Here is a 20660-nt window from a genome sequence, read left to right as displayed (position 1 = left end):
CGACATCATAACAAAAACACCACCTAAAACAGGTGGTGTATAAATACTGAGTGTTAACCTCCTTCGTAAACGAATGTCAGCCAACCGTTCACAGCTAAGATATAGAAGCCCAGTTAAGGTTACAAATTGTCTAACTGTTTGCGTAGCGATTCCAACTCAGTATCTACAACTTCATTATTCCCGGCGTTCGTATTGGGGGTTGTGGACTGTTGTGGGAGTGCTCGTTGGGTCGATGAAGCAAGCATTTGTGCTTTCAGTGCTGCTAATTCATCATCAACATCGCTGCTGGCTTCCAATTTGGCGAACTGAGCTTCTAGATCGGCACCTGCTAACTCAGCTGATGACTGAGCGCGGGCTTCCTGCATCAAAACTTTTTCTTCCATGCGCTCAAAAGCAGCCATTGCACTACTGGTATTCATACCGCGCACCATGCCTTGGAGTAGTTCTTGTGCTTTGGCTGCGGTAGCTCGCGCTTTAAGCATTTCTTTTTTGGTTTTTGCCTCAGAAATTTTGCTTTCTAGCTGGATTAGGTTGCGCTTGAGTGAGTCTACTTGGGTAGTTTGTTGCTCTAAGCTAACTTTGAGCGCTCTTGAAGATTCGTTAAAAGTCTTTTTTCGTTCCAGGGCTTGTCTTGCTAGAATTTCATCGCCTTTTTGCAAAGCCAGTTGGGCATTTCGGTGCCACTTGTTCACTTCGTTTTGAGCATCATTGTACTGCTTTTCAGTACGTTTTTGGGCAGCGACGGCTTGAGAAACGCACTGGCGAAACTTTACCAATTCTTCTTGCATTTCCAGAATAGCTTGTTCCAGCGTCTTTTCAGGGTCTGCGTCTTGCCGCAAGAGTTGACTTAAGCCAGCAATACCAAGACCCGCTATCGCACCTGCCGCAGCCATAGGAGCCACGCCTACAGCAAAAGCTGCTCCCCCGGTGGCGACCCCTATATTGCCAATAGCGGCAGAAATACCAGCACCTGCTGCGGCTCCCATTGCTGCGACTCCAAGAGACGAGGTATCTTCCTCCGTTGTCGCCCTGATTGCTTCATACAAGGCAAAACCAGTTAAAGCACCAGCAGCAGTCAATGGAACAGTACCAACGCTAAAACCGGTACCTTTTGCTAGAATTCCGATTTTCCCAATGGAAGCGCCCGCTACGCCTCCCGCACCCGCCAGCCCCAAGGACATGGCTTTTTTTGCCTCCATTTCACGCTTTGCATAGTTTACTTCTGCTTTGACGAGTCGGTTAATTCGGCGAAGTAGCAATCCCATAGTGATACCTGAAAATTCGTTTGTTGTACACCCAAATTAAATTTGTCATATTAAATACTAAAAATGGTAAAGCCGCACTGAAGTCTGAATGAAGTCATTGCGATCGTTTGCTCTGACTGCGACCCCGACTTTCCGTGAGAACACACATGAGGTTATCAACAGGCTACTTAGCCAGCGTGAAGTTCCTCAAACTGTTCCAAAGTTTTCTGAACTTTACCTTCATTAATCAATGACTGGCATTCTTTGCTAGCTAAGTAAGCTCGACGCATATAAGAGTGACCTTCTTTGTACTTACCAGCTTTGATAAGTTTAATACCTTGCTTGCTGAGTTCTGCCGCTTCATGTGCTAAGTAGCGAATTTGTTCTTTATCCATATTTACGCAACGTGAGCAGCATGGAGAGTGTCAACGCGATTATTGCGATGCCACTCAGCCGCCATCTCTTCTCCCATACAATCCCTAATCACGTATTCGGGATTGACTGGTTCGTAATAGAGAACGCACAGCGCATCGTAAATGGAACTTTCTGACCGAAAAACTTCATAACCAACTAACGTCCACAAGTGGTTTTCATCTTTATACTTGTCCCAGGTGTAAACGTGATAATACTCACCCTGTTGAGACGAAAGTGAAGCTTTCAAGTCATCAAAAAACTTAAAAGCGTAATTTGTACCTGTCGCCCCTCCAAGGGGAACGCTCGGAGATGCCGGAGTCGGCTGAGTCATTACGAGAATCGCGGGCGGGTTGTGATCCCATTCTTTAATTAATCTAGTTTGAATGTTCATCTCTTCGCTTTCTCCAAACAATAATTTTACAAATATATCTTCCGGGTCTACCAGTGTGAGCGGGTGGTTCTTTCATTACACCACCATAGCTGCGTGCTAATTCAAGACATTTTTTCATTGCTTGTGCCTGACTGTAAGCCCCAATTTCCTCGCTTTCTTCGGTCGGTTGTGCCTCGGAGTCTGGTAAATGTTCGCCAAATTCAGTCATTTTTGACTCCCTTGTGCGATCGCTCCAATAAAGACACCGAGGGCAAATCAAAGGGATTAACGGAGGCGGGTTAAACATTTTCCTCGCTCTCCGCCTCTCCGACCTTTTCATACCCAAATAAATCGTTAGGGGTACATTTTAATGCCTCGCACAACTTGGTGACTCTTTCAAACCACTCAACCCCACTGCGGTTGTTCTCCCAATTGCGGATAGTGGTTTCTGTAACCCCTACTAAGTCAGCCAGCTGCCGTTGTGTGAGGTCTAATCGCTTCCTTAACTTTGCTACGCGTGACACTGTTATCTCTCCCATAAAGACTCTTATATCAATACTAAGACGTAAAAGTCTTTACGTAAAGTATTGACGCGTAAAGTTCTTTACGGTAGATTAGTAATAGAGAAAGCGCCCCGGTCTGGACAACTAAAAGCGCTTCTCTAATCCACAAAACGTAGACATCTAAATTATGCCATCAACAACTCTTGAATCTCAAGCAGCCGCGCCTGAGACTAAAACTTGCGCGGATTGCCCTTATTACTCAGCTCGCAACGACGGAACCAACAAAGGTTGGTGTAACTTATTTAACGCATTTGCAAAAGAAAACCACAGCGTAACTCAAGACTGCATTAACACCATTGCCGACGAGCAAGCGATGGTCGCTGAGGCATTCGCAGATGAAGTAGTTGAAGTTGAACCCGCGACTGGTTACAACTTCGCGATCGCAAACGGTTTTACCTTCTACCAAAAGCAGTGTGACGTACTGTGCTGGATTGGCAGAAAAGATAAGTATCGCACCATTGCCTACCCAGAACTTAAGGATGCCGTGCAAGAAGCATTGAGACGGTTAAAGAAAGAAGGCGTTGTAGGCGCTAGCGAACTGCTACAAATTCATATCGATGCCAAGAAAGCTAAGGTGCAAGCGACTGTAGAACGGGTTGTAGACGAACAAGCAGTAGCTCAACAAGAACTGAACAAATATATTGAGGTGCAGTCGGAAACAATCGCTCCCGAACAGCCAATCGAAATTGATTCAGACTACGACCCGCGTTTTGGCACTATGTACCGCGTGTGGCATTCTTTCCACCTTCTCGGAACCTTCTATCAAGACTTAGATGGCAAGTGGATTGCTCAGCCCTGTAATTCTGAGTTTCGTCCGCGATTGAACACGCCCGACCAAGCACAGCTGGTCATCATCGCTTCTTACTGCAATTTGGCTGTTGCTACAGCTGCCTAAATAATCCCATCGCTTTGAGGTGCAACTGATTTGCACCTCTTTCTTGGTTTGTGCAATTTTTACCTTGGAAAAGAAACATGAATTTGCTAACTCACGACTGGAACGGCAATCCCATTACTCAGTTAACAACGGAAACTGCGATCGCTAAATTTACCATCCCCGCCACTTACGTCAACGCCACTCAAATGTGTCGGGCGCACAACAAGCAATTCAACGACTACGCTCGCCTTGATTCTACAAAAACTTACTGGGAAGCACTTTCTACCGAAACGGGAATTCCCGTTTCGGGGTTGGTCGTTTCTATTAAAGGCGGAAACAACAAGCAAGCACAAGGTACTTGGACTCATCCCGAAATCGCGATCGACCTTGCTCAATGGGTTAATGTTGAATTCCGAATTTGGGCAAATCGCGCACTCCGGAAGCTCATGACTGGTGAAATAATTACCACTCCCACTCCCGCTACTCCCGAACCAGTTCCAACATTACCACCCGCACCTGAAGAGATAGCGCAAGTCATCGACTTGATGCTGGGCAAAACCGACCTGCATCCCAACTTAATAGCCGGAGTCAAAGGAAGCGCGATCGCGAAACTTCATCCTCAACTTCTTCCCGCGATTGAAGCTGCAAAAACCCTCCTGCCAGTCCCGATAGAATCCGAACTCGTTCGCCCGACTGCACTCGGTGAAAAGTTGGCTGAAAAGACAGGGGAGAAGTGGAGCGCTATTCGTGTCAACAAAACCTTGATTGACCGAGGCTTTCAAATCAAAAACCCAGACGGCAAGAACCCCGATTATTTACCCACAGAAAAAGGCAAAGAACACAGCCAATTGGTTGTGGATACTGCCAAGGGACACGGTAAAACCATCCAGTCCCTACAGTGGCACCTGTCAGTACTGGATGCACTGGAAGCCAATGACCACTGACTGGACACGGTACTACCTCGTACCTTCTATCCGGGCTTGGGGATGACCAACATGAGTGCAGAACAGATTCAAATTCTTCTGCAGGTAGATCGAGAAATCGCCTTGCATCACTTTTTACGCGACTACTTCATCCCAGCACTCAACGATCGCGGCTACACCTTGCGAAATCTACTCCGCGCTATGGTGGACTGCGCTTTTGACCGAGACTACAAAGCGGTAGCCCATCGCATTTGGGACGCGGTAGCCAAGCTCGACGAACACACACTACTGGAGACATCAAAATGAGTCAACAAACAATTGTCATCCCCGAAGAATGGACAGCGCCCAAATACCAACTCGGACAATGGATAAAACAGGGTCTTATTGTCGGGATTGAGTATTACCTTCCTAACAGCTTTAGAGGCAACAAGTATGGTGCGGGTTGGATTTACTGGGTGATGCCGCACAAAGACTCCGAGGACACTGAAACATGGAGCGAGGAAAGCGTTAAACCGCTAACAGAAGCCGATTTGCAAGAGATGATTCAGAAAGAAGTCAACTCGTGCAACACCAAAATCGCTGCACTAACCGAGCAACTGGAATTGATTAAAGGAGTGCAACAATGAACGCCGAAGCACGCGCTATCATGCAAAACAGCCTTCGAGACCAGCGCCATAAAGCAGTTACTCTACTGGTAGGCGAGTTCATGGAAGTTCTATCTCAATCTGGTTACTCACTCGAAGACTTACTGGAAGGGCTAGCGAACTGGGTGTACCAAGATCCAAAACTCGATCGCGTGGTTTACTTCCTAGAGAACGCTAGAAGCGAGATTGAACAATAGCTACGCCTATTACAAGATTCAAAAACCACCTCTGATAAGGTGGTTTTTTTAGTGCGGAATTTCCGCAGATAATGGTGACACAAAAAAAGGTGGGTACTGCCCACCCTTTACTAATCCCGCAAGTGGTTTACATTAACCAGCCTCGCTTTGAGTCGTAAATCTTCCGTGCTCCTCGCCACAAACAAGCGCTACATCGAACTGTCACGCATCCTGGCAACGCTTTTGGACTGAAAGGACTGCCGTGGTTAAGTGCGGTGTGTTTGCACTTTGGGCATTCGTTTGCTTCGACTACTAGGATGTCAGTCATGGTTGCACTCTTTTTATCTACTAACTTTCTTAGACAAATCAATAGTTACGCGATCGATGACGGAGGGTAACCACCGCACTTTTTCAATGTCCTTGGCGTTGGATACGCGCTCCATGAACACTACTCCGAACTCTTTGCCTGCTTCCGTAAGGTGCCAAGTTTTCTTGGCTTCGCCACTGCTAGATACCCTCGAAGTTGAATATTGCAAGCCTGCGAATTCCAGCGCCTCATTCATTCTTTGACCCGATACGGATTTGGGTAGTCCGTACTTTTGGGCGTACAACTTGCCTAAGTCTGTAGGACTGATATGTCTGTCTGGTGTGGCTATCGACTCCTGAATCATCTGAACGGCTTCATCGGTAGCCGATCGCAGTTGAGGAAAACTGTTGCCGATCCCTCGAAGGATTGCTATTTCTTGATGTTCGGGACTTAGTGAAGTTCTACTCAGACTGCGGCGCAGCAATTCTTCCACATAGCTGGGAGCGATCGCTTCTGTGGGCTGTGGGACAACATTTAACTCAGCCTCTCGCGTCTTGATTGCGAAATAGGTTTGAGCCATCGCGATCGCGGGTTTGCGCGGGTCAGAATTCATCGCAGTTAGGTAGCATGCGTACCGAGATAATTTGTAGTCTTCCCCATTACGCCCGTTACTTTTCAGGAGCATTCCTGAAAAGTGCTTATTCCGGTCGTTCCCAGTATTTTGACAAGCTAGCATAGCTCTCTCAATAGCTGGCTTGAAATCAGACCATCTGGAGTAACCGAGCAAAGGCATTAACTCACGAGCAACCCAATACTCGTGACCGTGCTCATCTACTTTGCGGATTTGGTCAAAGGGGTTTTCGTTGCCCTCTGACAAAGAATGTACAATATTAGCCATGGACTGATTTCCTCGTTTGCGGTTTTCAGTCGTCCACTGCTCTCACCGTCCAAAGTTAGGCAGTGGACAAACTCAAACTTATTTTAACACGCTAAACGTATTGGTGTAAGAGTTTGAGTATGACAACTTATAAAGGGAAAGCGGTTAGGGGTCGGAAAGGTTTTATGCCCGAAGGGAAGGGCATAGGAGCTAATGGGAAACAATTCGCAGCACGATTCCCCCCAGAACTTGCAGAAATACTAGAATCAATCCCCAACCGCTCTGAATATATCAGAGAAGCGGTGATAGAGCGGTTAAAAAAAGATGGACTATTGGAATAAAATTTTAAACCGCGATCGCCCTTTCTGTCTGTGAATTTTCTACGAATATTCCAATTTCATGCACTACCAACAACAACTACTTTAACCTCTATGACTAACACAAAAATTTGGACAATTTTGAGAAACGATGACGGAAGCATAAGCACTGTACGAAGGGAAACCGCAGTGAATCCTTCATCACGGATAGTCGCCAAGCTGGGAGACCTCGTCCAAATGACAGAGGAAGCTCCGTCATTCCTTGGCCAACTGGCAAACTCTCTTGGAATAAGCCCCCAAGAAGTGAAAACAAAAATGGCTGAGGGTGCTCTGGCTTTTGAAATCCCCACAGAATAGGACTGTATCTGCGGAATTTCCGCAGATAGAATTGGAATTGAAAACTTGACTCAACTTTTTATATGGACTTATCAAGCCCAGACGTGGTGCATCTAGTACCGGGGGAAGAGTACGAGATGGACGGCGCTTCAGTTAAATTTGTTGGCACTTTCTTGGTAAAAGGGACGATCGCAATTGCATTCGTTAATGAAGATGGCAACCAGATCGTCAAGCAGCAAAAACAGAAATACGAGCAGGCTTACAAATTGTTAACTCAGTGAAAACCCGCCGCACGCAGATTTTTTACCATCAACCACGCCTTCAAACAGTTCTTCCAACTCAACACCCAGTACTTGAGAAATTGCGATCGCTTCAACAATATCCAATTTCCTTTTACCCAATTCAATTTGAGAAATATCTTGCTGGTGGAGTCCAATTAATTTTCCCAAGCTTGATTGGGACAAACAATTTAACTGCCTGAGTCGCGTTATATTGCCTCCAATAACTGCTCTAATTTCTTCTTGTTGCTTGATATTTTGATTCATGGGAGTTGTTGCCACTCCGCTATCTGGCACATCTTCCAAGCCTTCCTCAATCATGTCCTCAACAACTTTTGTCATCGAGCACCGCTTTATTCTTGCCATTTTATATAATTTTCTAGCAATAGAGTTATTTAAATTTATTGGTAAATATACTGAAGGATTGTACATGGTTTTACATGAAAATCTTGTAATTTTTTAGCACAATTCTCACTTCAACTTTTGCGTGCTATGACATAAAGAGCAAGGTTTTTAAGTATATGCAGTACCGATTTGATACAGGAGAAATTAGCAGCTATGAAATAACACCCGAAGGATACCTGCGGGCATGGTCTGCCATTGCACGCACAGGAGTACAGACGTATTACAACAAAGATGGAAGTCCTCGCAGGGAACTGAGGTTACCCAAAGAAGTATCAGATCCCAAAAGTCTTGCTAGTTTTGGGACAAAACCCTTCACAGTGGATCACCCTCCAGAATTTCTTGACAACCGCAACGCCAAAAAGTACATGGTTGGGTCAACTGACTCATTCGTTTATTACAAACACGGGTTTGTGTGGGTTGCTGTTAACACTTTTGACGAGGATGCAATAGAACAAATTGCTAGCGGCAAAAAACAGGAGTTAAGCGCTGGATATGAATGCGAATTAGAATTCAGTCCTGGGACTTGGCAGGGTCAACAATACGATGCGATTCAACGAAACATTCGAGGCAATCACGTTTCTGCGGTCGAAAAAGGACGCGCTGGTGCGGATGTCAAGGTCTACTTAATTGACGCTTGGGAATCGCGTCAGTCTATATCAGAAAAGCTTGTAAAAGCCAAATTAGATAATATTTATCGTGAAGCTCAAGCCATGGACGTTGAAGATAAAGAAAATCAAACAGATACGAAACCGGAAGAAACTGTACCTCCAGTGACAGCTTCCAAGCGAGAGGATGAACTGGGCAAACAGGTCAGATCGCTACAAGCACAGGTGAGCGATCGCGATGACACAATTAACAGATTGCGTCAAGATATTGCGTCACTTTCTGAAGACAATCAAAAATTAAAAACCGAGGCGACCAACGCCAAAGTTGAACTGGAGAAGCACAAGAAAGCTTTTGACACAGCTATTTCTTCAGAAGTTGCGGATCGCTTTGATGCTTGGACTCAAGCCAAACCCTATTTACCAAAATCCCTTGCGGAAAAACCGGATTCCGGCATGAGCGCGACTGACATTAAGCGTGCTGCAGTGGAAAACAGTTCGCCCGGAGTCAAGCTCGACGGTGCATCAAAGGACAGAATTGACGGAGCTTTTGAGATGTTGCTAGCAGCAGGCGGGAAAGCTAAAAAAGACCCCACCAAAAAGCTCATGCAAGCGGTGGAAGGCGCTTTCAACGGAACTGGGAATAACGGCGACGCTCGCAAGAAAGCAATAGAAGAGTCTCGCAAAGCTTGGCAAACAACTAATTAGAGGTATCCATGCCATATTCAGATAGAATCGAATCAGCACCCGGAATACCCGGCATGCAGGGCTGTAGAAGAATTCCGGGCGGGATTGCGACTTTCAAAAATTCCTCAAACGAGGTCGCGCAGGTCAGTACAATAACCGTGGGAACTGCGGCTGTAAACACTGCCTACAATGTCCTTGTTGACGGGCAAACCGTCACCTACCAAAGCACGGCTACCGATACCGCAACGGGCATTAGAGACGGACTGATAGCTGAAATCAACCTAGCTAGTTTAGGCGTTCGCGCCACCGCGACGGGAGCGGGAACTTTTACGCTCACTGGCTACCCTGGAGTTGCTTTTAGTGCAGTTATCACCGGGGGCGGAACTGGATACGCGATCGCACCCACAGCAACCGCCGCGCAGTCTTCTCCCATTGGCTTTGGTCTTGCAGTCGTTCGCGCAACAACCGACAAAGAGGATGTTGCCCGCATCCCAACTGCCAACACCCAGCAATTTTTGGGCGTAACGCTCCACAGCCAAAAGGCTCAGTATTACGGCGGCGGTGCGAGCTACGACAACACCGAACCGATGCCCGTCATTCAAATGGGATCGATCTGGGTGCCAGTCGAGGGAACAATGACCGTAAACAGTAAAGTTTACGTAAGATTCCAGGCGAGTGGCAGCAATACCCTACTTGGCGGATTTACTGCCACTGCGGGCACTGGAGTTGTGGAATTATCTGGGGCGCGGTGCATCACCGGGGGCACCGGATTGGCCGAAATATTTTTAACTGGTAGTGAAAAGTTTGTAGTAGCGTAATATGGTTTTTAAACATCTAGACGCGGACGAAACCGCATTTTTTAACAATCAACTTGAGTTCATCATGACTCAAGTTTATGAAAAACCCATTCCCAAATATAAAAGCCGCGAGCATTTTCCGGTAAGTGACGAGGGTGGACCTGCCGCAGAAATGATTGGCATCGACCTCTATGAAGAAGTGGGTATGGCAAAAATTATCACTTCTTACTCTGGTGACTGGCCCCGCGTTGATGTCGTCGCTTCCCGCCACTGGGCGCACGTTCGCGGCTTGGGCGACTCCTACGGCTACAATTTCCAAGAAGTTCGTTCGTCTGCAGCGACTGGCAGAAATTTGAGCGATCGCAGGGCTATGGCAGCAAAGCGATTTATCATGAAATCTGAAAATGAAATTGCTTATTTGGGCGATGAATCTTCTGGATTACTGGGAGCATTGACATACCCCACCACGCCGAGGGTTGTCAGCGACATTAAGCTAACAGATCCAGCCGTTCCCGCTCAAGCGAAATTAGACAGGCTCAATTCTTGGGTGAGAGTGCCTTGGTATCTAGCGGAATTTGAAATCACAGCCGTCCTTTTTAGCAAGGAAGATTTCGGCTACTTAAACTCGACTACGAAATCTGAAGACTCCGACACTTTTTTAATGGAGTTATTTAGAAAAGCCAACCCCAATATTAACTACGTTGATTGGTGCTCTCAGTGTGAAGGGTCGGGGATTAATGGCAGCAACACGATGCTCGCTTACGTGCGAGACCCAGACCATATCGTTCTCCACATCCCCCAGGACTTCGAGCAACTTCCACCCAATGACAAAGGAAAAGAAGTTGAAATTGACTGTCACGAGCGCTGCGGTGGAGTTTCCATGATTCAAGCTTTGTCAGCTGTTATTGTGGAGAATCTGTAATGCAGCAAATCTTGCTTGAATATCGACCCAAACTGTTTTCTCCTTCTCGTTCCGGTCCCTACATAATAGGAGACTTGACCATAGTCCCCGGAGTCAAAAACTACGACTTGCAAAAGTGGGAAGCACTGCAAGGTCAACCCCACTTGTGGACTGCTATTCAATCGTGCTTGGACAATGGAATTTTGCGAATCATCTCGCAATCAACCAACGAAAAAACAGAAACCCCCACCCTTCCCAAAAATCAAACGGAAGCGGTCGCTTTGGTTAAGCGGACTTTCGCCGTTAGTTTATTGAAGTCGTGGCTGGAATCTGAGAACCGACCAACGGTTAAGAATGCCATTCACTCTCAGCTGAAACTGGCAGAAGAAGACAAAGACAAAAAAACTCCAACTACTGAAACGAAAGACGAGGAGGAATGATGCTCACTTCCTCTCAATTCTTAAGTCAGTACGATGAGTTTCAAGCGTGGAATCCAAGTCAAGTTGAGGTCGCGATCGCTCAAGCCGCACGGTTTTGTCCCATTGATGTTTGGGGAACCGATCGCAACCTCGCATTAGGGCTGGTTACCGCCCACATTCTGACCATGAGAGATTTACAAGCTGCAGCAACTGTAGCAGCAGCCGTGCAATCCGCTAAGGGGAAAGAGGGCAAAAACTTGATGGGGTCGGATAACTGGTTCAACGGGACTACTTACGGTCAGCAATTTTTGCAATTGCGGTCTGGTATTCCTGTTTCGGGGTTTACAGTATGAGCACTGAAGATACCCGCCCTAAAACCAGCTTGACTGAGAGAATGGCATCACTGCGGGATAGAGTGGCTCGCCGTGCTAGCGAACTCGAAATCCCTACGGCGCGATCGCTTATTATCCAAAGGCGATGGCTGCCAGCAGACTCAAACGAGATGGCGATCGCATATTTGGAAATTGATCCCAAACCCATAATTGACAGAGTTTCACCGACCTTAGCTGCTGCTTTCAACACCAGCCAGCAAATCAAAATTGACGATCTATTGGTGAGTGGCATCAGTCGAAGATACCCCAAAGAACATATCATCGGCACTGGAATCAGCTACTTTGTTGACTCCCAATTACTCTTTGACAGGATCGCTGGTGGTTTTGAAGCGGAGTTTGTCATTATCAACGAATTGCCGCTAACTTGGAACCTAATTTTAAGAAGAAGACCGGACGAGCGCCGGGGATTGTAAATCTATCTGCGGAAATTCCGCACCCAAAAATATGCTAGACCAAGAATCCTTATCATTAATTGACAAATGGTTTTCCCAGAACGCCCTTTTTAGCGAAGACCAAGCTAGGCGCTGTCAACAAATTAGGTTAGCAGCAAAAGAAGTAGCGATCGCAATGGCAGACCCTGATATTGGCGGTCGAGAGTACGTTGTCAGATGCCAGGAGTTGGCAGAAATCATCATCAATTCTTGCTCCGAATCCATTGAAAGACATTACGCATTAGCCGCATTGTACATGGTCATGGGTGCTCCATCGCTTGAGTGCAAGCCGTTCAATCCAGACCATATGGCAATTTGGTTGAGGAGTCAGGTTATTGGACTGGCAGAGCAAGCTATTATTTGTGAGGTATCAAATGGCTGAAGGTCAGAGCGAATACTTAGCTCACAAAGAACTGTCAACGCTTAGAGGTGAAGCGTTCGAGTACCCTAGTGGTGGATTAAAGCTTCACCTCACCAAAGATGTACCGTCAGCAACTGGAGCACATACCTCAGTTGCTGGCACTGGATACGCTGCTTTCAATCTACTACCCGCACAATGGGGCAACGCCGCCAATCGCGAGATTTCCAATGTTGCCGAACTGGAATTTCCCATGCCTACGGGTGCTTGGGATACTCCTATGGGTGTCGCGATCGCAGATGGTTCTAATGTCTGGTATTTTGGTACTAATGAGATAACTAAAATTATTGGCATTGGAGATCCGCCCTACTTTGATGTAGGCGATTTAATAATTAGCAAATTATTAAAAAAACAGTACTCCAGCAGTTACTGGGCAAACAAAAGATTAAACGTGCTTAGGGGCGTTTCTATCGCCCCTCCTCCCTTTGTCAGAGTGGCATTATTAGCAGCGCCCCCAGACGATACCGACACAATTCAACAAATCAACGTCGCTGGTTATGAATTCCCAATAGTGCCTTGTACTTCTGCTTATTGGGGTGCTCCGACGAGTCGCTCTATCAGTAATTTACAAGCGATAGAATTTCCCAAGCCAGAAATCGATTTACCAGAAGTTGCGGGATTCGCGCTACTAGACGACGGCGGGAACGTACTGTGGAAAGCACCGCTAACCCGCAGAGCAATCCATAGAAAAGACAAGCTTTACATCTCCCCTGGCAACCTCATTGTGAGGGCTTGATATGGTTAAAGTATCGCTTTTCAGTCGCATTTTTACTGACTTCAATGTCACTCCCGCCGAAATTTTGGCGGTCAACTATCACCGCAGCATTAAGGGCAAAATCAATGTTCTTGAAGCTCCTAATTCCGCAGTCAGCAACGCAAAGCTGGCATTGCGATCGCCCGTTCAAGTTAGCGACGCTTTACCAGAATTTAGCAGCAATACCAGGCGAGCAATGGTGCTCAGCATCAAAACTGACACCGTTGACAATGCCAACATTGCGGCACTGAGGCGACGGAATTTGCCACTACCACCACAAGGGCAATTAACAGTTCTGAAAGCTGACAGCGAAACTCCTTTAAAAGGCGCAACTCTAAGAAGGGGAGATACTCACATTATTCAGTTGACAGCGATCGGGGATTTTCCCACAGAACCAGAAATCGTTTTTGCTTTGAAGCACGACATTGCGGACAAACCTCTGACCGTAAAAACCAACCAATCAAACCAAGGTGACATTACCGTCACCGACCTCTCACCAGCGACTACACAACTGGGACAAGCACAACGTCTAATCGCTCAAATTGTTCTTTACCCCTACGACACCCAAGGGTTAACATTGGGGCGAAAAGTAGTTTTTTACACTGCTAAAATTATTGACAGATTGGCGGATGAAATTTACACGATTGAGTCCGACCGATTCGCTTTAGATACTTACAGTCATTCTTGTTAATATGCGAGCAACTATTTTTAGAGAGTCATCTAGTGGAAGCGTAAACAACTCGAAGTTTACACGGGGCGACACCGAAAACATCAAGGTAAGATTGGTGGGTCAAAGCTTGGTAGCCGCTAACTTCTCATTCACTTTTACCGCCAAAATCAATCCATCTGACCCTGATGGGGATGCTATTATTCAAAAAACTTCCGCTACTAATGGGGGTATAACAGTCGCCTCTGTTGCGTCGAATATGCTCGAAGCAACGATCGCAATTGCATCCACCGACACGGAAATCCTCAAGCAGGATGACGAGTTGTTTTACGACATTCAGATGAAAACAACGACGCCCGTTTCGGTGAGAACTTTAGAGAAGGGCAAATTCTTTATCGAAGCTGACGTTACCCAGACAAACTGATGAATATTGGGGAATTGCGATCACTATTTAAGGAGTATTTAAAATCCAAGTTGCGGATTGACCGATGGGGCTTGGGATTGCCTGACAGCATCCAAAAATCGCAAGAACCGCCTTCCATTGGGTTGGACAAACCAGCGCTGGATATTGAGATAACTCCGGGTGAAGGGTGGGGAGAATCAAGGGTTTCAATTGTCACAACCACAATCCCATTCCAAGTGATTTATCGCTTTGATTCTTGTTACGAATACGAACGATTGCCACGAGGAGAAGCAGAAGCGCTTTTGACTCAAATATTGACCCAACTGCAAACCCCTAGTTGCCTAAGTCCCGATATCCAACAAATTGAGCCGTCTGGTAGCGTGTCAATTGCAGAACACAAAAACAGCGACCAATTAATCATTTTTGAGATTGATATTAAAGTCACTTTTGAAAGTGAAACTAATCGCAAGACAAGCAAGTTTTTCTCACCATGTCAACCAAACTAGACACAGTTCTAGAACAGCTAGAACAAAGAGCTAAGGATGCACTAGCGGCTCACGGAGAACGTTTTCCCAATGGTTATCCGGAAAAGCTACTAGAAACTCTTGCTAATATCAAAAGAGCAAAAGAAAGTAGTACCACTGCCAATAGCAGTACATCTCTCAAGGACAAGACAAATCAAACTCAGGCAACAATTAAAGATGCCAACACCCCTACAGCAGCAGACGATACTGCTGTAGTAGTAGCATTGAGAGAAGAGTATCTAGAGGTATCTGGAAGCGCAACTGCTGCGGGCGGATTTGCGATCGCATCCACCGATGTTAAAGCTTACAATTCAGCAGTTCTGCAAATAACTTTTACTGGGATGCCAACAACATCATTTACTATTGAAGGTAGCAACAATAATAGTAGTTGGAATGCGATCGCATTTGAAAATTTAAGCGATACTTCAAATAGTTTTATGACTTCTGCTAGCTCAGCAGGATTTTACTCTCCGAGGAAACTAGCAAGATATATGCGAGTCAGAATAACGTCTATCAGCCTTGGAACTGTAAGCGGAAGGATGATATTCAGAAAATGACACTAAGAGATGATGTTATAGCTTACCACCAAACTCATGCTTGTGATGCTCGTTTTAGTCACAAACGATTGCTTTTGAGAGTCCCGCTAGCAACCGCAGAACAACTAAACCTAGAGCACAAACATTTGGATTTGTTTGATGCAACTTTATACGACGCTGATGATACAGAAGACTATATTTATTTAACCCTGTACCCCGACTACGACGTAGAAAACGACGTGTTAGGGGAAAAGGGATTTAGAAATACTTTTAATTCACCTGCTGTCTACGCCCCTGCTAATACACGCAGGGGATTTAAGGTTACAGTCAAAGACCACAGAAAATTAATACTCAATATTATAAAACAATTAGCAGACATATCGGAAACAACCTCATACAGGCGTTATTCTCCTGTTAAGGTTGTCGATTTTTGCCATCCAGAAACCACAAGCGCAAGTGCTTATGATGGTGAATTAGCAACTATTAGGTGGGGCGAGTTAGTATTAGATACCAACCTTCCTTCGCTCATTAAAGCTAAAGAAGATTATTTAAAAAAAGACTGGGGTTTTACTTTTAAAGAAACCATTCTAAGACCGGGAACAATGACTTTTACAACATCACCAGATATTACAGAAACGCAAGTGGTTGGGGGCATAGACCCTAGCGGCGACGTTAAGCCGATCGCTGTCACGGAAGATGGCAAAGTAATCGTTGAGGGTGCGGGCGGTTCCACAACTGGGGGAGCGACGGAAATAACGCTTGCTCAAGTTCGCAATCGCCTCCCACCCGCTCTAACGATCAACGGAGCTTTAAAAACTGATAGCAGCGCCAGTACTCAACCGATTAGCGGTTCGGTTTCAGTCTCGAACTTTCCTAGCACTCAGCTAGTGTCGGGTAATATAAGCGTCGGGAATTTCCCGGAGACTCAAGCTATTTCTGGCTCGGTTTCAGTTTCTAACTTCCCAGCCACTCAACCAGTAAGTGGAAGCGTTGCAGTTTCTTCGCTGCCTGCACTATCTGCTGGGAGTAATGCGATCGGCTCTGTCTCTGTCAGTAATTTTGCATTACAGCCAGTTTCTTTGCTATCGAACGTTACGACTTCAGTAAACGGAAGCTCTCAAAATCTTGGAAGTATTTTTAAAGATTTTCAAATTCAACTAATCGTAAACTCCGGAAGTTTAACAACTATTTCAATAGATATTCAAATAAGTGCCAATGGCTCGAAATGGCACACTGTAACAACTTTCACCGATACGGCTGATGGAGGAATACTAATCCTCACTAATACTCCCACAGGCTATCTCAAGGCAAATGTGACAGTTATAACTGGCACATCTCCCAATATTTCTTTAGTTGCGGTGGGGATGTAAAAATGGTTATACAAATACTAGACAGAGGACTATATTTTGATTCCATAAATTCTCCACTTTCTCCAAAAAGAGGGCAAATTTGGATGGAGAGAAATAGCAATGGAGATCTGGTTCAAGAGTGGACATGGAACGGGACGTATTGGCTTTCTAAAACCTTATTCCACGCATCTCAAGTCACTACGGGATTTTCAGGAGTTGGCATAGCTTCCAATAATCAATGGGCTGTATGCCCAATTCCAAATAATAGATTCAGGGGACTTTTTGTAGTAAATGTAAGCATTGCTGTCATTTTCAGCGTGACAGTAAGTTCAGCAACGGATTATTTTTTATTCGATTCTCTCTCCGGGGGACAAATTTACTATTACAACAACACTAGCGCCGCGATTTTAGCTGCTCCCGTAACTGGACTGGTTTCTATTAATACGCAAGGGGGCGCTTCTGGACAAATATATTCTACTCAGGCAACAAATATTAATTTGGCTCTTCAAAATCTCGGACAAAATCAATATCCAACGAGCTTTAGAACCTTGTGGCAGAAACAAGGAACTTCTGGAAATTCTATCAATGTCACCCAAATGATCGAGTACAGGCTAATAAGATAATGATAAAAATAACTTACGATCACACTGGTAACATAGTCACAATCCACGTTCAAACCGATGATTCATTTTCTCAAGTCCCTTGGGATATAAATTCCAAAACTATAAACTGGAATCTTATAGACTACGAACCCACGCGCAATTCTATAAAAACTGCTTGGGATAATTGGGCAGAAGGAAAAGACTTGAATTACGAACTCAGAGACCGCCCCGACCTTGCACCGCCGCCCGATCCAGTACAGCCAAACTGGGTTGATTTCAATAAAACAATCATCTTGAATGCGGGATTTAGAAGAATCTGCAATCAATCCTCCGCTAAGATAGAAGCACAAGTTTTAGTTTCTAATTGTGCTGATATAGCAATGGGAGCATCACCCGATTATCAATTTTTAAAAGCAGTTTGGGATGTCATCGTTGATAACTTAAATGTCATCGTTGACAGCTTAAATGTTCCAGCAAAGCCCACTTCGGTAGAGATAAAAGACTTAAATGAAATATGCGATCGCACCTTCATGCAATTTAACATTGACAGCGAAGGACATATGCAACTGAGATGATATTAATTTTGGGATTGATTTTACTATTGATTTTGATGCCGCTAGTCGTTCTAATATACATCGCTTTAATCTGGGAAGAGACAGAGAATCACAAGTAAGTTAAACAAGAAAAAGTGTAAACAAAGTGATTTCAATCGACTTTAACTCACCTACAATTGATACTACCTACACTGCCCACCTGACAGAAATGCCTGAGGGTGGATACGCTCCTTTGGTGCGAATTGATTATGGAGAAGTTGAAGCGATCGCCATTAACAACCCACCGAAAATCATCGCCCTTCCTCAAGACTTGGATCTCGTTTCCGTTATCGCCAACGGACAAACTTTAACCCCAACAGTCGCCAAAACTTTAAAGTACGGCGAATATCAATACGACCCCTATACCAAGACGGTGCGGGTATTTGTTCCGGGAGTGCGATCGCTCGTTCTGCTGGGTAAGAAAGAGCAAATCAAATACGCCCCACCGATGCTTCCCGGTCCTTACCCGTGGCTGTTTACCCGACTGCCACTAGAGGGAAATATTCAAATCGATCGCGACTTCGAGCAACATCCCAGAGTCAGTTTCCAACTAGAATCAACTCTTAGCAAATCCCAACTACAGCAGATTTTCACACCGGGCACAGAACTGGAAATTTATGGATTACCACTGAGAATCAACAGCATCAGAATTGTGGAACTACCTCGCAGCATTTACCCCGATTCAAGGTGTAAAATCAGCGTAAGTTTAGGTGGTAAGTGGGAAAACCGCATTGAAGACCCAGTATTTTTGCGGCGCGACGGCGGTAACAGCACGCCTAACAACGAGCCATTTCAAGACCCCGAATGTTCCACGGGGGTTTTAAACAGCACAACCGATCCAAATAACAGCGTCAGCATTCAAGAATTATTGAGCCGTGCGGGAATCCCTTATTCGGGACCAACACTCAAGCCAGTCCCCATTGAGAGAGGAACTCCAAGAGATGCAGTCGTTAGTCCTTCGCAATTACTAGAAGAGCGATTGAGGGTAGCCAACAGTTTTGTTCGCTGGTCAACGACATCTGCTGTTGAGGTCATTCCCATCAATTCCACCAAAGCTTGGTTTTATCAAGAGCCTGATATACTCGGAGAAGTTGAAACTAGTTATGATGCGATCGCTCGTCCATCCAAAAGAGCCGCGATCGTTCCCAACATCAACCCCATTGCTCCAGATTTTGTTTATTTCCCATCAGCCATCCAAAAAGCGCCAATTCCCACAATTAAATCAGAGATTCCAACGGCACTAGCTTTTGAGTATCCCAATGTAGAATTAACAGGGGAATTTTCAAACCCAAAAGACGATACTAGAGAAAAAACACAAGGACAAAGCCAGCCGCGCTACGTGCGGAAACCGCCAACCAGAGACACGAGAATTGATGGAGATTTAAACGCTCACAACCCGCCCGATGGAGTGTCTGTTATTAGAGTCATGAGTTTGTGTTTCGATCTAGGTGGATCGACAAAAACCCGCAGCTACGTCAATCAAGAAGATGGGACGGAGGTAAGCAAAGTTGACGAAATTTGGGGGTTTGCCTACACTGCACTCCAAATCTACGATGACGGTAGCGATGAACTTAAGGGGAACGCGCTACAGTACTGGAAGTGCATAAAGCGCACGCGCACCGATTACATTTACGATGAAGGCACTGGATATTTACTTTATATTTTCGAGTCCGGATACAACACCGTTCGCTGGCGGCAAGAATCTACCGATAGCCCCGAAACCCTGGAAATAGAGGAAACCGACGAAGAACAAGAGCTTTACGAATTTTTCCGAATCCCGGTCACTAGTCGTAGCAGCTACAGATTGAAGTTGATGCCGGAATACAGTTCTGAAGGATTATTCGAGACTTACAAGGTATGCAACCGAGATGGGACAAGTTCGCTGCGAGCACTTATCAACCCCGATTACGCACCCCCTTACTACGTAGAATGGGAACGCACTGAATCATTTGCCTTTGCTTCCCGACCCAACCCAGACAACGAAGGTGTGGAACCAGACTCTGAAACCAAGCTTGCACCCGATTTGATTGTGGGAGAAGAGTCAATGTTTGAGGCAAGAGTAGAAGTCATTCCCGCAGTCTATGAGGAAAAACTTGTGGGATTTGATAACAAAATTCCTATCTATGAACAAGGTGTTCAGTTGTATCCTCAAAAGTGGATCAAGTACATCAAAAAGTTCAAAGCCGAAGGGCAACAGATCGCTCAAGCTCTCGCTGAAACCAGCATCGAACAAGGAACGGGAGATCTGCCCGTTCACCAACGCAGAGTGGCGCTGTACGCAAAAGAAGAACCCTCTCAAAACAATTCCAAAACCGAGAGCGATCGCGAACAACAATACAAATATTTAATCCGCACTCCGGGCTACACTTCGGAAGATCCAGTAAACGGCTCCGAAGATTTCCCTCTCGCCAAAACTTTAGAAGAAGCACTAACAGCCGCAAGGTGCAAGCTCGCTATCGAAAACTGGAGACAGGGACTGACGGAAACTTTGGATATAGGAGGTAACCTAAACATCAAAGAGGGCGATCGCTTTAACTACTATCTCAATGGTGAATACCGCCAAAGAGTAGTCCTGGGCGCTTCAACTACGTTAAATATTCTCGGAGCAATTGACAGAAAACCTCGTCTCACCGCCGTTACCCGGTTGACGTTGGGACGCTGGATGCTGCCACAATTGGAATACTTTAAAATCCCGGTCAACGGCGATCCGTCAAATCCAGAGTTGAGCGTGTTAGTCATTAACATTATTAACGAAAACCTCGGTCAGCTGCTGGACTGGGCGAGCGTGCGATCGCGTCGCAATCCCGGATAATCGCATCTGCGGAATTTCCGCAGATAACAAAAGACAAACAACGAA

General features: G+C 45.6%; 32 protein-coding genes. 24 read left to right on the top strand and 8 right to left on the bottom strand.

The features are described from left to right. Positions 1-119 precede the first annotated feature (119 nt). The 5 genes from WA1_RS18950 to WA1_RS18930 all read right to left on the bottom strand — a co-directional run bounded on the left by WA1_RS18950 (position 120) and on the right by WA1_RS18930 (position 2552). Positions 120-893, bottom strand: a complete 774-nt coding sequence (locus WA1_RS18950; protein ID WP_051077025.1) for a PspA/IM30 family protein — start codon at positions 891-893, stop codon at positions 120-122. 539 nt (positions 894-1432) lie between these two features. After that, positions 1433-1639, bottom strand: a complete 207-nt coding sequence (locus WA1_RS18945; RefSeq protein ID WP_017741993.1) for a hypothetical protein — start codon at positions 1637-1639, stop codon at positions 1433-1435. A 2-nt stretch (positions 1640-1641) separates the two neighbouring features. After that, complete coding sequence (locus tag WA1_RS18940; RefSeq protein ID WP_017741994.1) at positions 1642-2049, bottom strand: hypothetical protein; 408 nt, start codon at positions 2047-2049, stop codon at positions 1642-1644. Next, a complete protein-coding gene (locus WA1_RS18935; RefSeq protein ID WP_017741995.1) occupies positions 2033-2335 on the bottom strand; it encodes a hypothetical protein in 303 nt (100 codons plus the stop codon). Before WA1_RS18935 ends, WA1_RS18940 begins: the two co-directional genes overlap by 17 nt. Beyond that, the gene (locus WA1_RS18930) at positions 2328-2552 is read right to left on the bottom strand and encodes a helix-turn-helix transcriptional regulator (RefSeq protein ID WP_272819172.1); all 225 of its coding nucleotides are present in this window, start codon (positions 2550-2552) and stop codon (positions 2328-2330) included. The genes WA1_RS18935 and WA1_RS18930 overlap by 8 nt, the downstream gene beginning before the upstream one ends. A 166-nt stretch (positions 2553-2718) precedes the next feature. Between WA1_RS18930 and WA1_RS59930 the strand changes: the two genes are divergently transcribed. From WA1_RS59930 to WA1_RS18905, 5 genes are all read left to right on the top strand, one after another. Continuing rightward, a complete protein-coding gene (locus WA1_RS59930; protein WP_017741997.1) occupies positions 2719-3486 on the top strand; it encodes a hypothetical protein in 768 nt (255 codons plus the stop codon). A gap of 77 nt (positions 3487-3563) precedes the next feature. After that, positions 3564-4409, top strand: a complete 846-nt coding sequence (locus WA1_RS18920) for a KilA-N domain-containing protein (RefSeq protein WP_017741999.1) — start codon at positions 3564-3566, stop codon at positions 4407-4409. A 51-nt stretch (positions 4410-4460) separates the two neighbouring features. Beyond that, entirely contained in the window at positions 4461-4694 is a 234-nt protein-coding gene (locus WA1_RS18915) for a hypothetical protein (protein WP_017742000.1), read from the top strand. Next, a complete protein-coding gene (locus WA1_RS18910) occupies positions 4691-5014 on the top strand; it encodes a hypothetical protein (protein WP_017742001.1) in 324 nt (107 codons plus the stop codon). Before WA1_RS18915 ends, WA1_RS18910 begins: the two co-directional genes overlap by 4 nt. After that, positions 5011-5229 carry a hypothetical protein gene (locus WA1_RS18905; RefSeq protein WP_017742002.1) on the top strand — a complete coding sequence of 73 codons (219 nt, stop codon included), beginning with the start codon at positions 5011-5013 and terminating at the stop codon, positions 5227-5229. Before WA1_RS18910 ends, WA1_RS18905 begins: the two co-directional genes overlap by 4 nt. A 127-nt stretch (positions 5230-5356) precedes the next feature. Here WA1_RS18905 and WA1_RS55100 read toward each other — a convergent pair whose 3' ends face one another. Both WA1_RS55100 and WA1_RS18900 read right to left on the bottom strand, forming a co-directional pair. After that, positions 5357-5536 (bottom strand): hypothetical protein, encoded by a 180-nt coding sequence (locus WA1_RS55100; RefSeq protein WP_148662717.1) that lies wholly within the window; start codon positions 5534-5536, stop codon positions 5357-5359. A gap of 13 nt (positions 5537-5549) precedes the next feature. Further along, entirely contained in the window at positions 5550-6413 is an 864-nt protein-coding gene (locus WA1_RS18900) for a BRO family protein (RefSeq protein WP_017742003.1), read from the bottom strand. Between the two features lie 119 nt (positions 6414-6532). Here WA1_RS18900 and WA1_RS18895 point away from each other — a divergent pair, with 119 nt between their 5' ends. The 3 genes from WA1_RS18895 to WA1_RS18885 all read left to right on the top strand — a co-directional run bounded on the left by WA1_RS18895 (position 6533) and on the right by WA1_RS18885 (position 7326). Further along, entirely contained in the window at positions 6533-6733 is a 201-nt protein-coding gene (locus WA1_RS18895; protein WP_017742004.1) for a ribbon-helix-helix domain-containing protein, read from the top strand. A gap of 90 nt (positions 6734-6823) precedes the next feature. Beyond that, positions 6824-7066, top strand: a complete 243-nt coding sequence (locus WA1_RS18890; protein WP_017742005.1) for a hypothetical protein — start codon at positions 6824-6826, stop codon at positions 7064-7066. Positions 7067-7128: 62 nt separating this feature from the next. Then, the gene (locus tag WA1_RS18885; protein ID WP_017742006.1) at positions 7129-7326 is read left to right on the top strand and encodes a hypothetical protein; all 198 of its coding nucleotides are present in this window, start codon (positions 7129-7131) and stop codon (positions 7324-7326) included. On the opposite strand, the gene WA1_RS52900 is transcribed toward WA1_RS18885, so the two are convergent. Continuing rightward, entirely contained in the window at positions 7315-7665 is a 351-nt protein-coding gene (locus WA1_RS52900) for a helix-turn-helix domain-containing protein (RefSeq protein WP_017742007.1), read from the bottom strand. The genes WA1_RS18885 and WA1_RS52900 overlap by 12 nt on opposite strands. Positions 7666-7844: 179 nt before the next feature. Here WA1_RS52900 and WA1_RS18875 point away from each other — a divergent pair, with 179 nt between their 5' ends. From WA1_RS18875 to WA1_RS18800, 16 genes are all read left to right on the top strand, one after another. Further along, positions 7845-9038, top strand: coding sequence for a DUF2213 domain-containing protein (locus WA1_RS18875; protein ID WP_017742008.1), 1194 nt, complete (start codon positions 7845-7847; stop codon positions 9036-9038). An 8-nt stretch (positions 9039-9046) separates the two neighbouring features. Next, positions 9047-9835 carry a structural cement protein Gp24 gene (locus WA1_RS18870; RefSeq protein WP_017742009.1) on the top strand — a complete coding sequence of 263 codons (789 nt, stop codon included), beginning with the start codon at positions 9047-9049 and terminating at the stop codon, positions 9833-9835. 64 nt (positions 9836-9899) lie between these two features. Continuing rightward, the gene (locus tag WA1_RS18865; protein ID WP_158516656.1) at positions 9900-10736 is read left to right on the top strand and encodes a major capsid family protein; all 837 of its coding nucleotides are present in this window, start codon (positions 9900-9902) and stop codon (positions 10734-10736) included. Then, positions 10736-11155: a hypothetical protein gene (locus WA1_RS18860; RefSeq protein WP_017742011.1), complete on the top strand. Its 420-nt coding sequence runs from the start codon at positions 10736-10738 to the stop codon at positions 11153-11155. Before WA1_RS18865 ends, WA1_RS18860 begins: the two co-directional genes overlap by 1 nt. Further along, positions 11152-11487: a DUF4054 domain-containing protein gene (locus tag WA1_RS18855; protein WP_081402904.1), complete on the top strand. Its 336-nt coding sequence runs from the start codon at positions 11152-11154 to the stop codon at positions 11485-11487. Before WA1_RS18860 ends, WA1_RS18855 begins: the two co-directional genes overlap by 4 nt. Beyond that, complete coding sequence (locus WA1_RS18850; RefSeq protein ID WP_017742013.1) at positions 11484-11939, top strand: hypothetical protein; 456 nt, start codon at positions 11484-11486, stop codon at positions 11937-11939. Before WA1_RS18855 ends, WA1_RS18850 begins: the two co-directional genes overlap by 4 nt. A gap of 31 nt (positions 11940-11970) precedes the next feature. Beyond that, positions 11971-12339 carry a hypothetical protein gene (locus tag WA1_RS18845; RefSeq protein ID WP_017742014.1) on the top strand — a complete coding sequence of 123 codons (369 nt, stop codon included), beginning with the start codon at positions 11971-11973 and terminating at the stop codon, positions 12337-12339. Beyond that, the gene (locus WA1_RS18840) at positions 12332-13111 is read left to right on the top strand and encodes a phage tail fiber protein (protein WP_017742015.1); all 780 of its coding nucleotides are present in this window, start codon (positions 12332-12334) and stop codon (positions 13109-13111) included. Before WA1_RS18845 ends, WA1_RS18840 begins: the two co-directional genes overlap by 8 nt. A 1-nt stretch (position 13112) precedes the next feature. Then, a complete protein-coding gene (locus WA1_RS18835; RefSeq protein ID WP_017742016.1) occupies positions 13113-13820 on the top strand; it encodes a hypothetical protein in 708 nt (235 codons plus the stop codon). A gap of 1 nt (position 13821) precedes the next feature. Continuing rightward, positions 13822-14220: a hypothetical protein gene (locus WA1_RS18830; protein WP_017742017.1), complete on the top strand. Its 399-nt coding sequence runs from the start codon at positions 13822-13824 to the stop codon at positions 14218-14220. Beyond that, positions 14220-14705, top strand: coding sequence for a hypothetical protein (locus tag WA1_RS18825; protein WP_017742018.1), 486 nt, complete (start codon positions 14220-14222; stop codon positions 14703-14705). Before WA1_RS18830 ends, WA1_RS18825 begins: the two co-directional genes overlap by 1 nt. Next, complete coding sequence (locus tag WA1_RS18820) at positions 14690-15280, top strand: hypothetical protein (RefSeq protein WP_017742019.1); 591 nt, start codon at positions 14690-14692, stop codon at positions 15278-15280. The genes WA1_RS18825 and WA1_RS18820 overlap by 16 nt, the downstream gene beginning before the upstream one ends. Continuing rightward, on the top strand, positions 15277-16629 hold the full coding sequence (locus WA1_RS18815) for a hypothetical protein (RefSeq protein ID WP_017742020.1): 1353 nt from the start codon (positions 15277-15279) through the stop codon (positions 16627-16629). The genes WA1_RS18820 and WA1_RS18815 overlap by 4 nt, the downstream gene beginning before the upstream one ends. Positions 16630-16631: 2 nt before the next feature. After that, the gene (locus tag WA1_RS18810) at positions 16632-17231 is read left to right on the top strand and encodes a hypothetical protein (RefSeq protein ID WP_033334789.1); all 600 of its coding nucleotides are present in this window, start codon (positions 16632-16634) and stop codon (positions 17229-17231) included. After that, positions 17231-17785: a hypothetical protein gene (locus WA1_RS18805; RefSeq protein ID WP_017742022.1), complete on the top strand. Its 555-nt coding sequence runs from the start codon at positions 17231-17233 to the stop codon at positions 17783-17785. Before WA1_RS18810 ends, WA1_RS18805 begins: the two co-directional genes overlap by 1 nt. A 124-nt stretch (positions 17786-17909) precedes the next feature. Next, positions 17910-20615 (top strand): hypothetical protein, encoded by a 2706-nt coding sequence (locus WA1_RS18800; protein WP_017742023.1) that lies wholly within the window; start codon positions 17910-17912, stop codon positions 20613-20615. Positions 20616-20660: the final 45 nt, after the last annotated feature.

Source organism: Scytonema hofmannii PCC 7110 (assembly GCF_000346485.2).
Lineage (GTDB): Bacteria > Cyanobacteriota > Cyanobacteriia > Cyanobacteriales > Nostocaceae > Scytonema > Scytonema hofmannii.
This window is presented reverse-complemented; position numbering and strand designations above follow the sequence as displayed.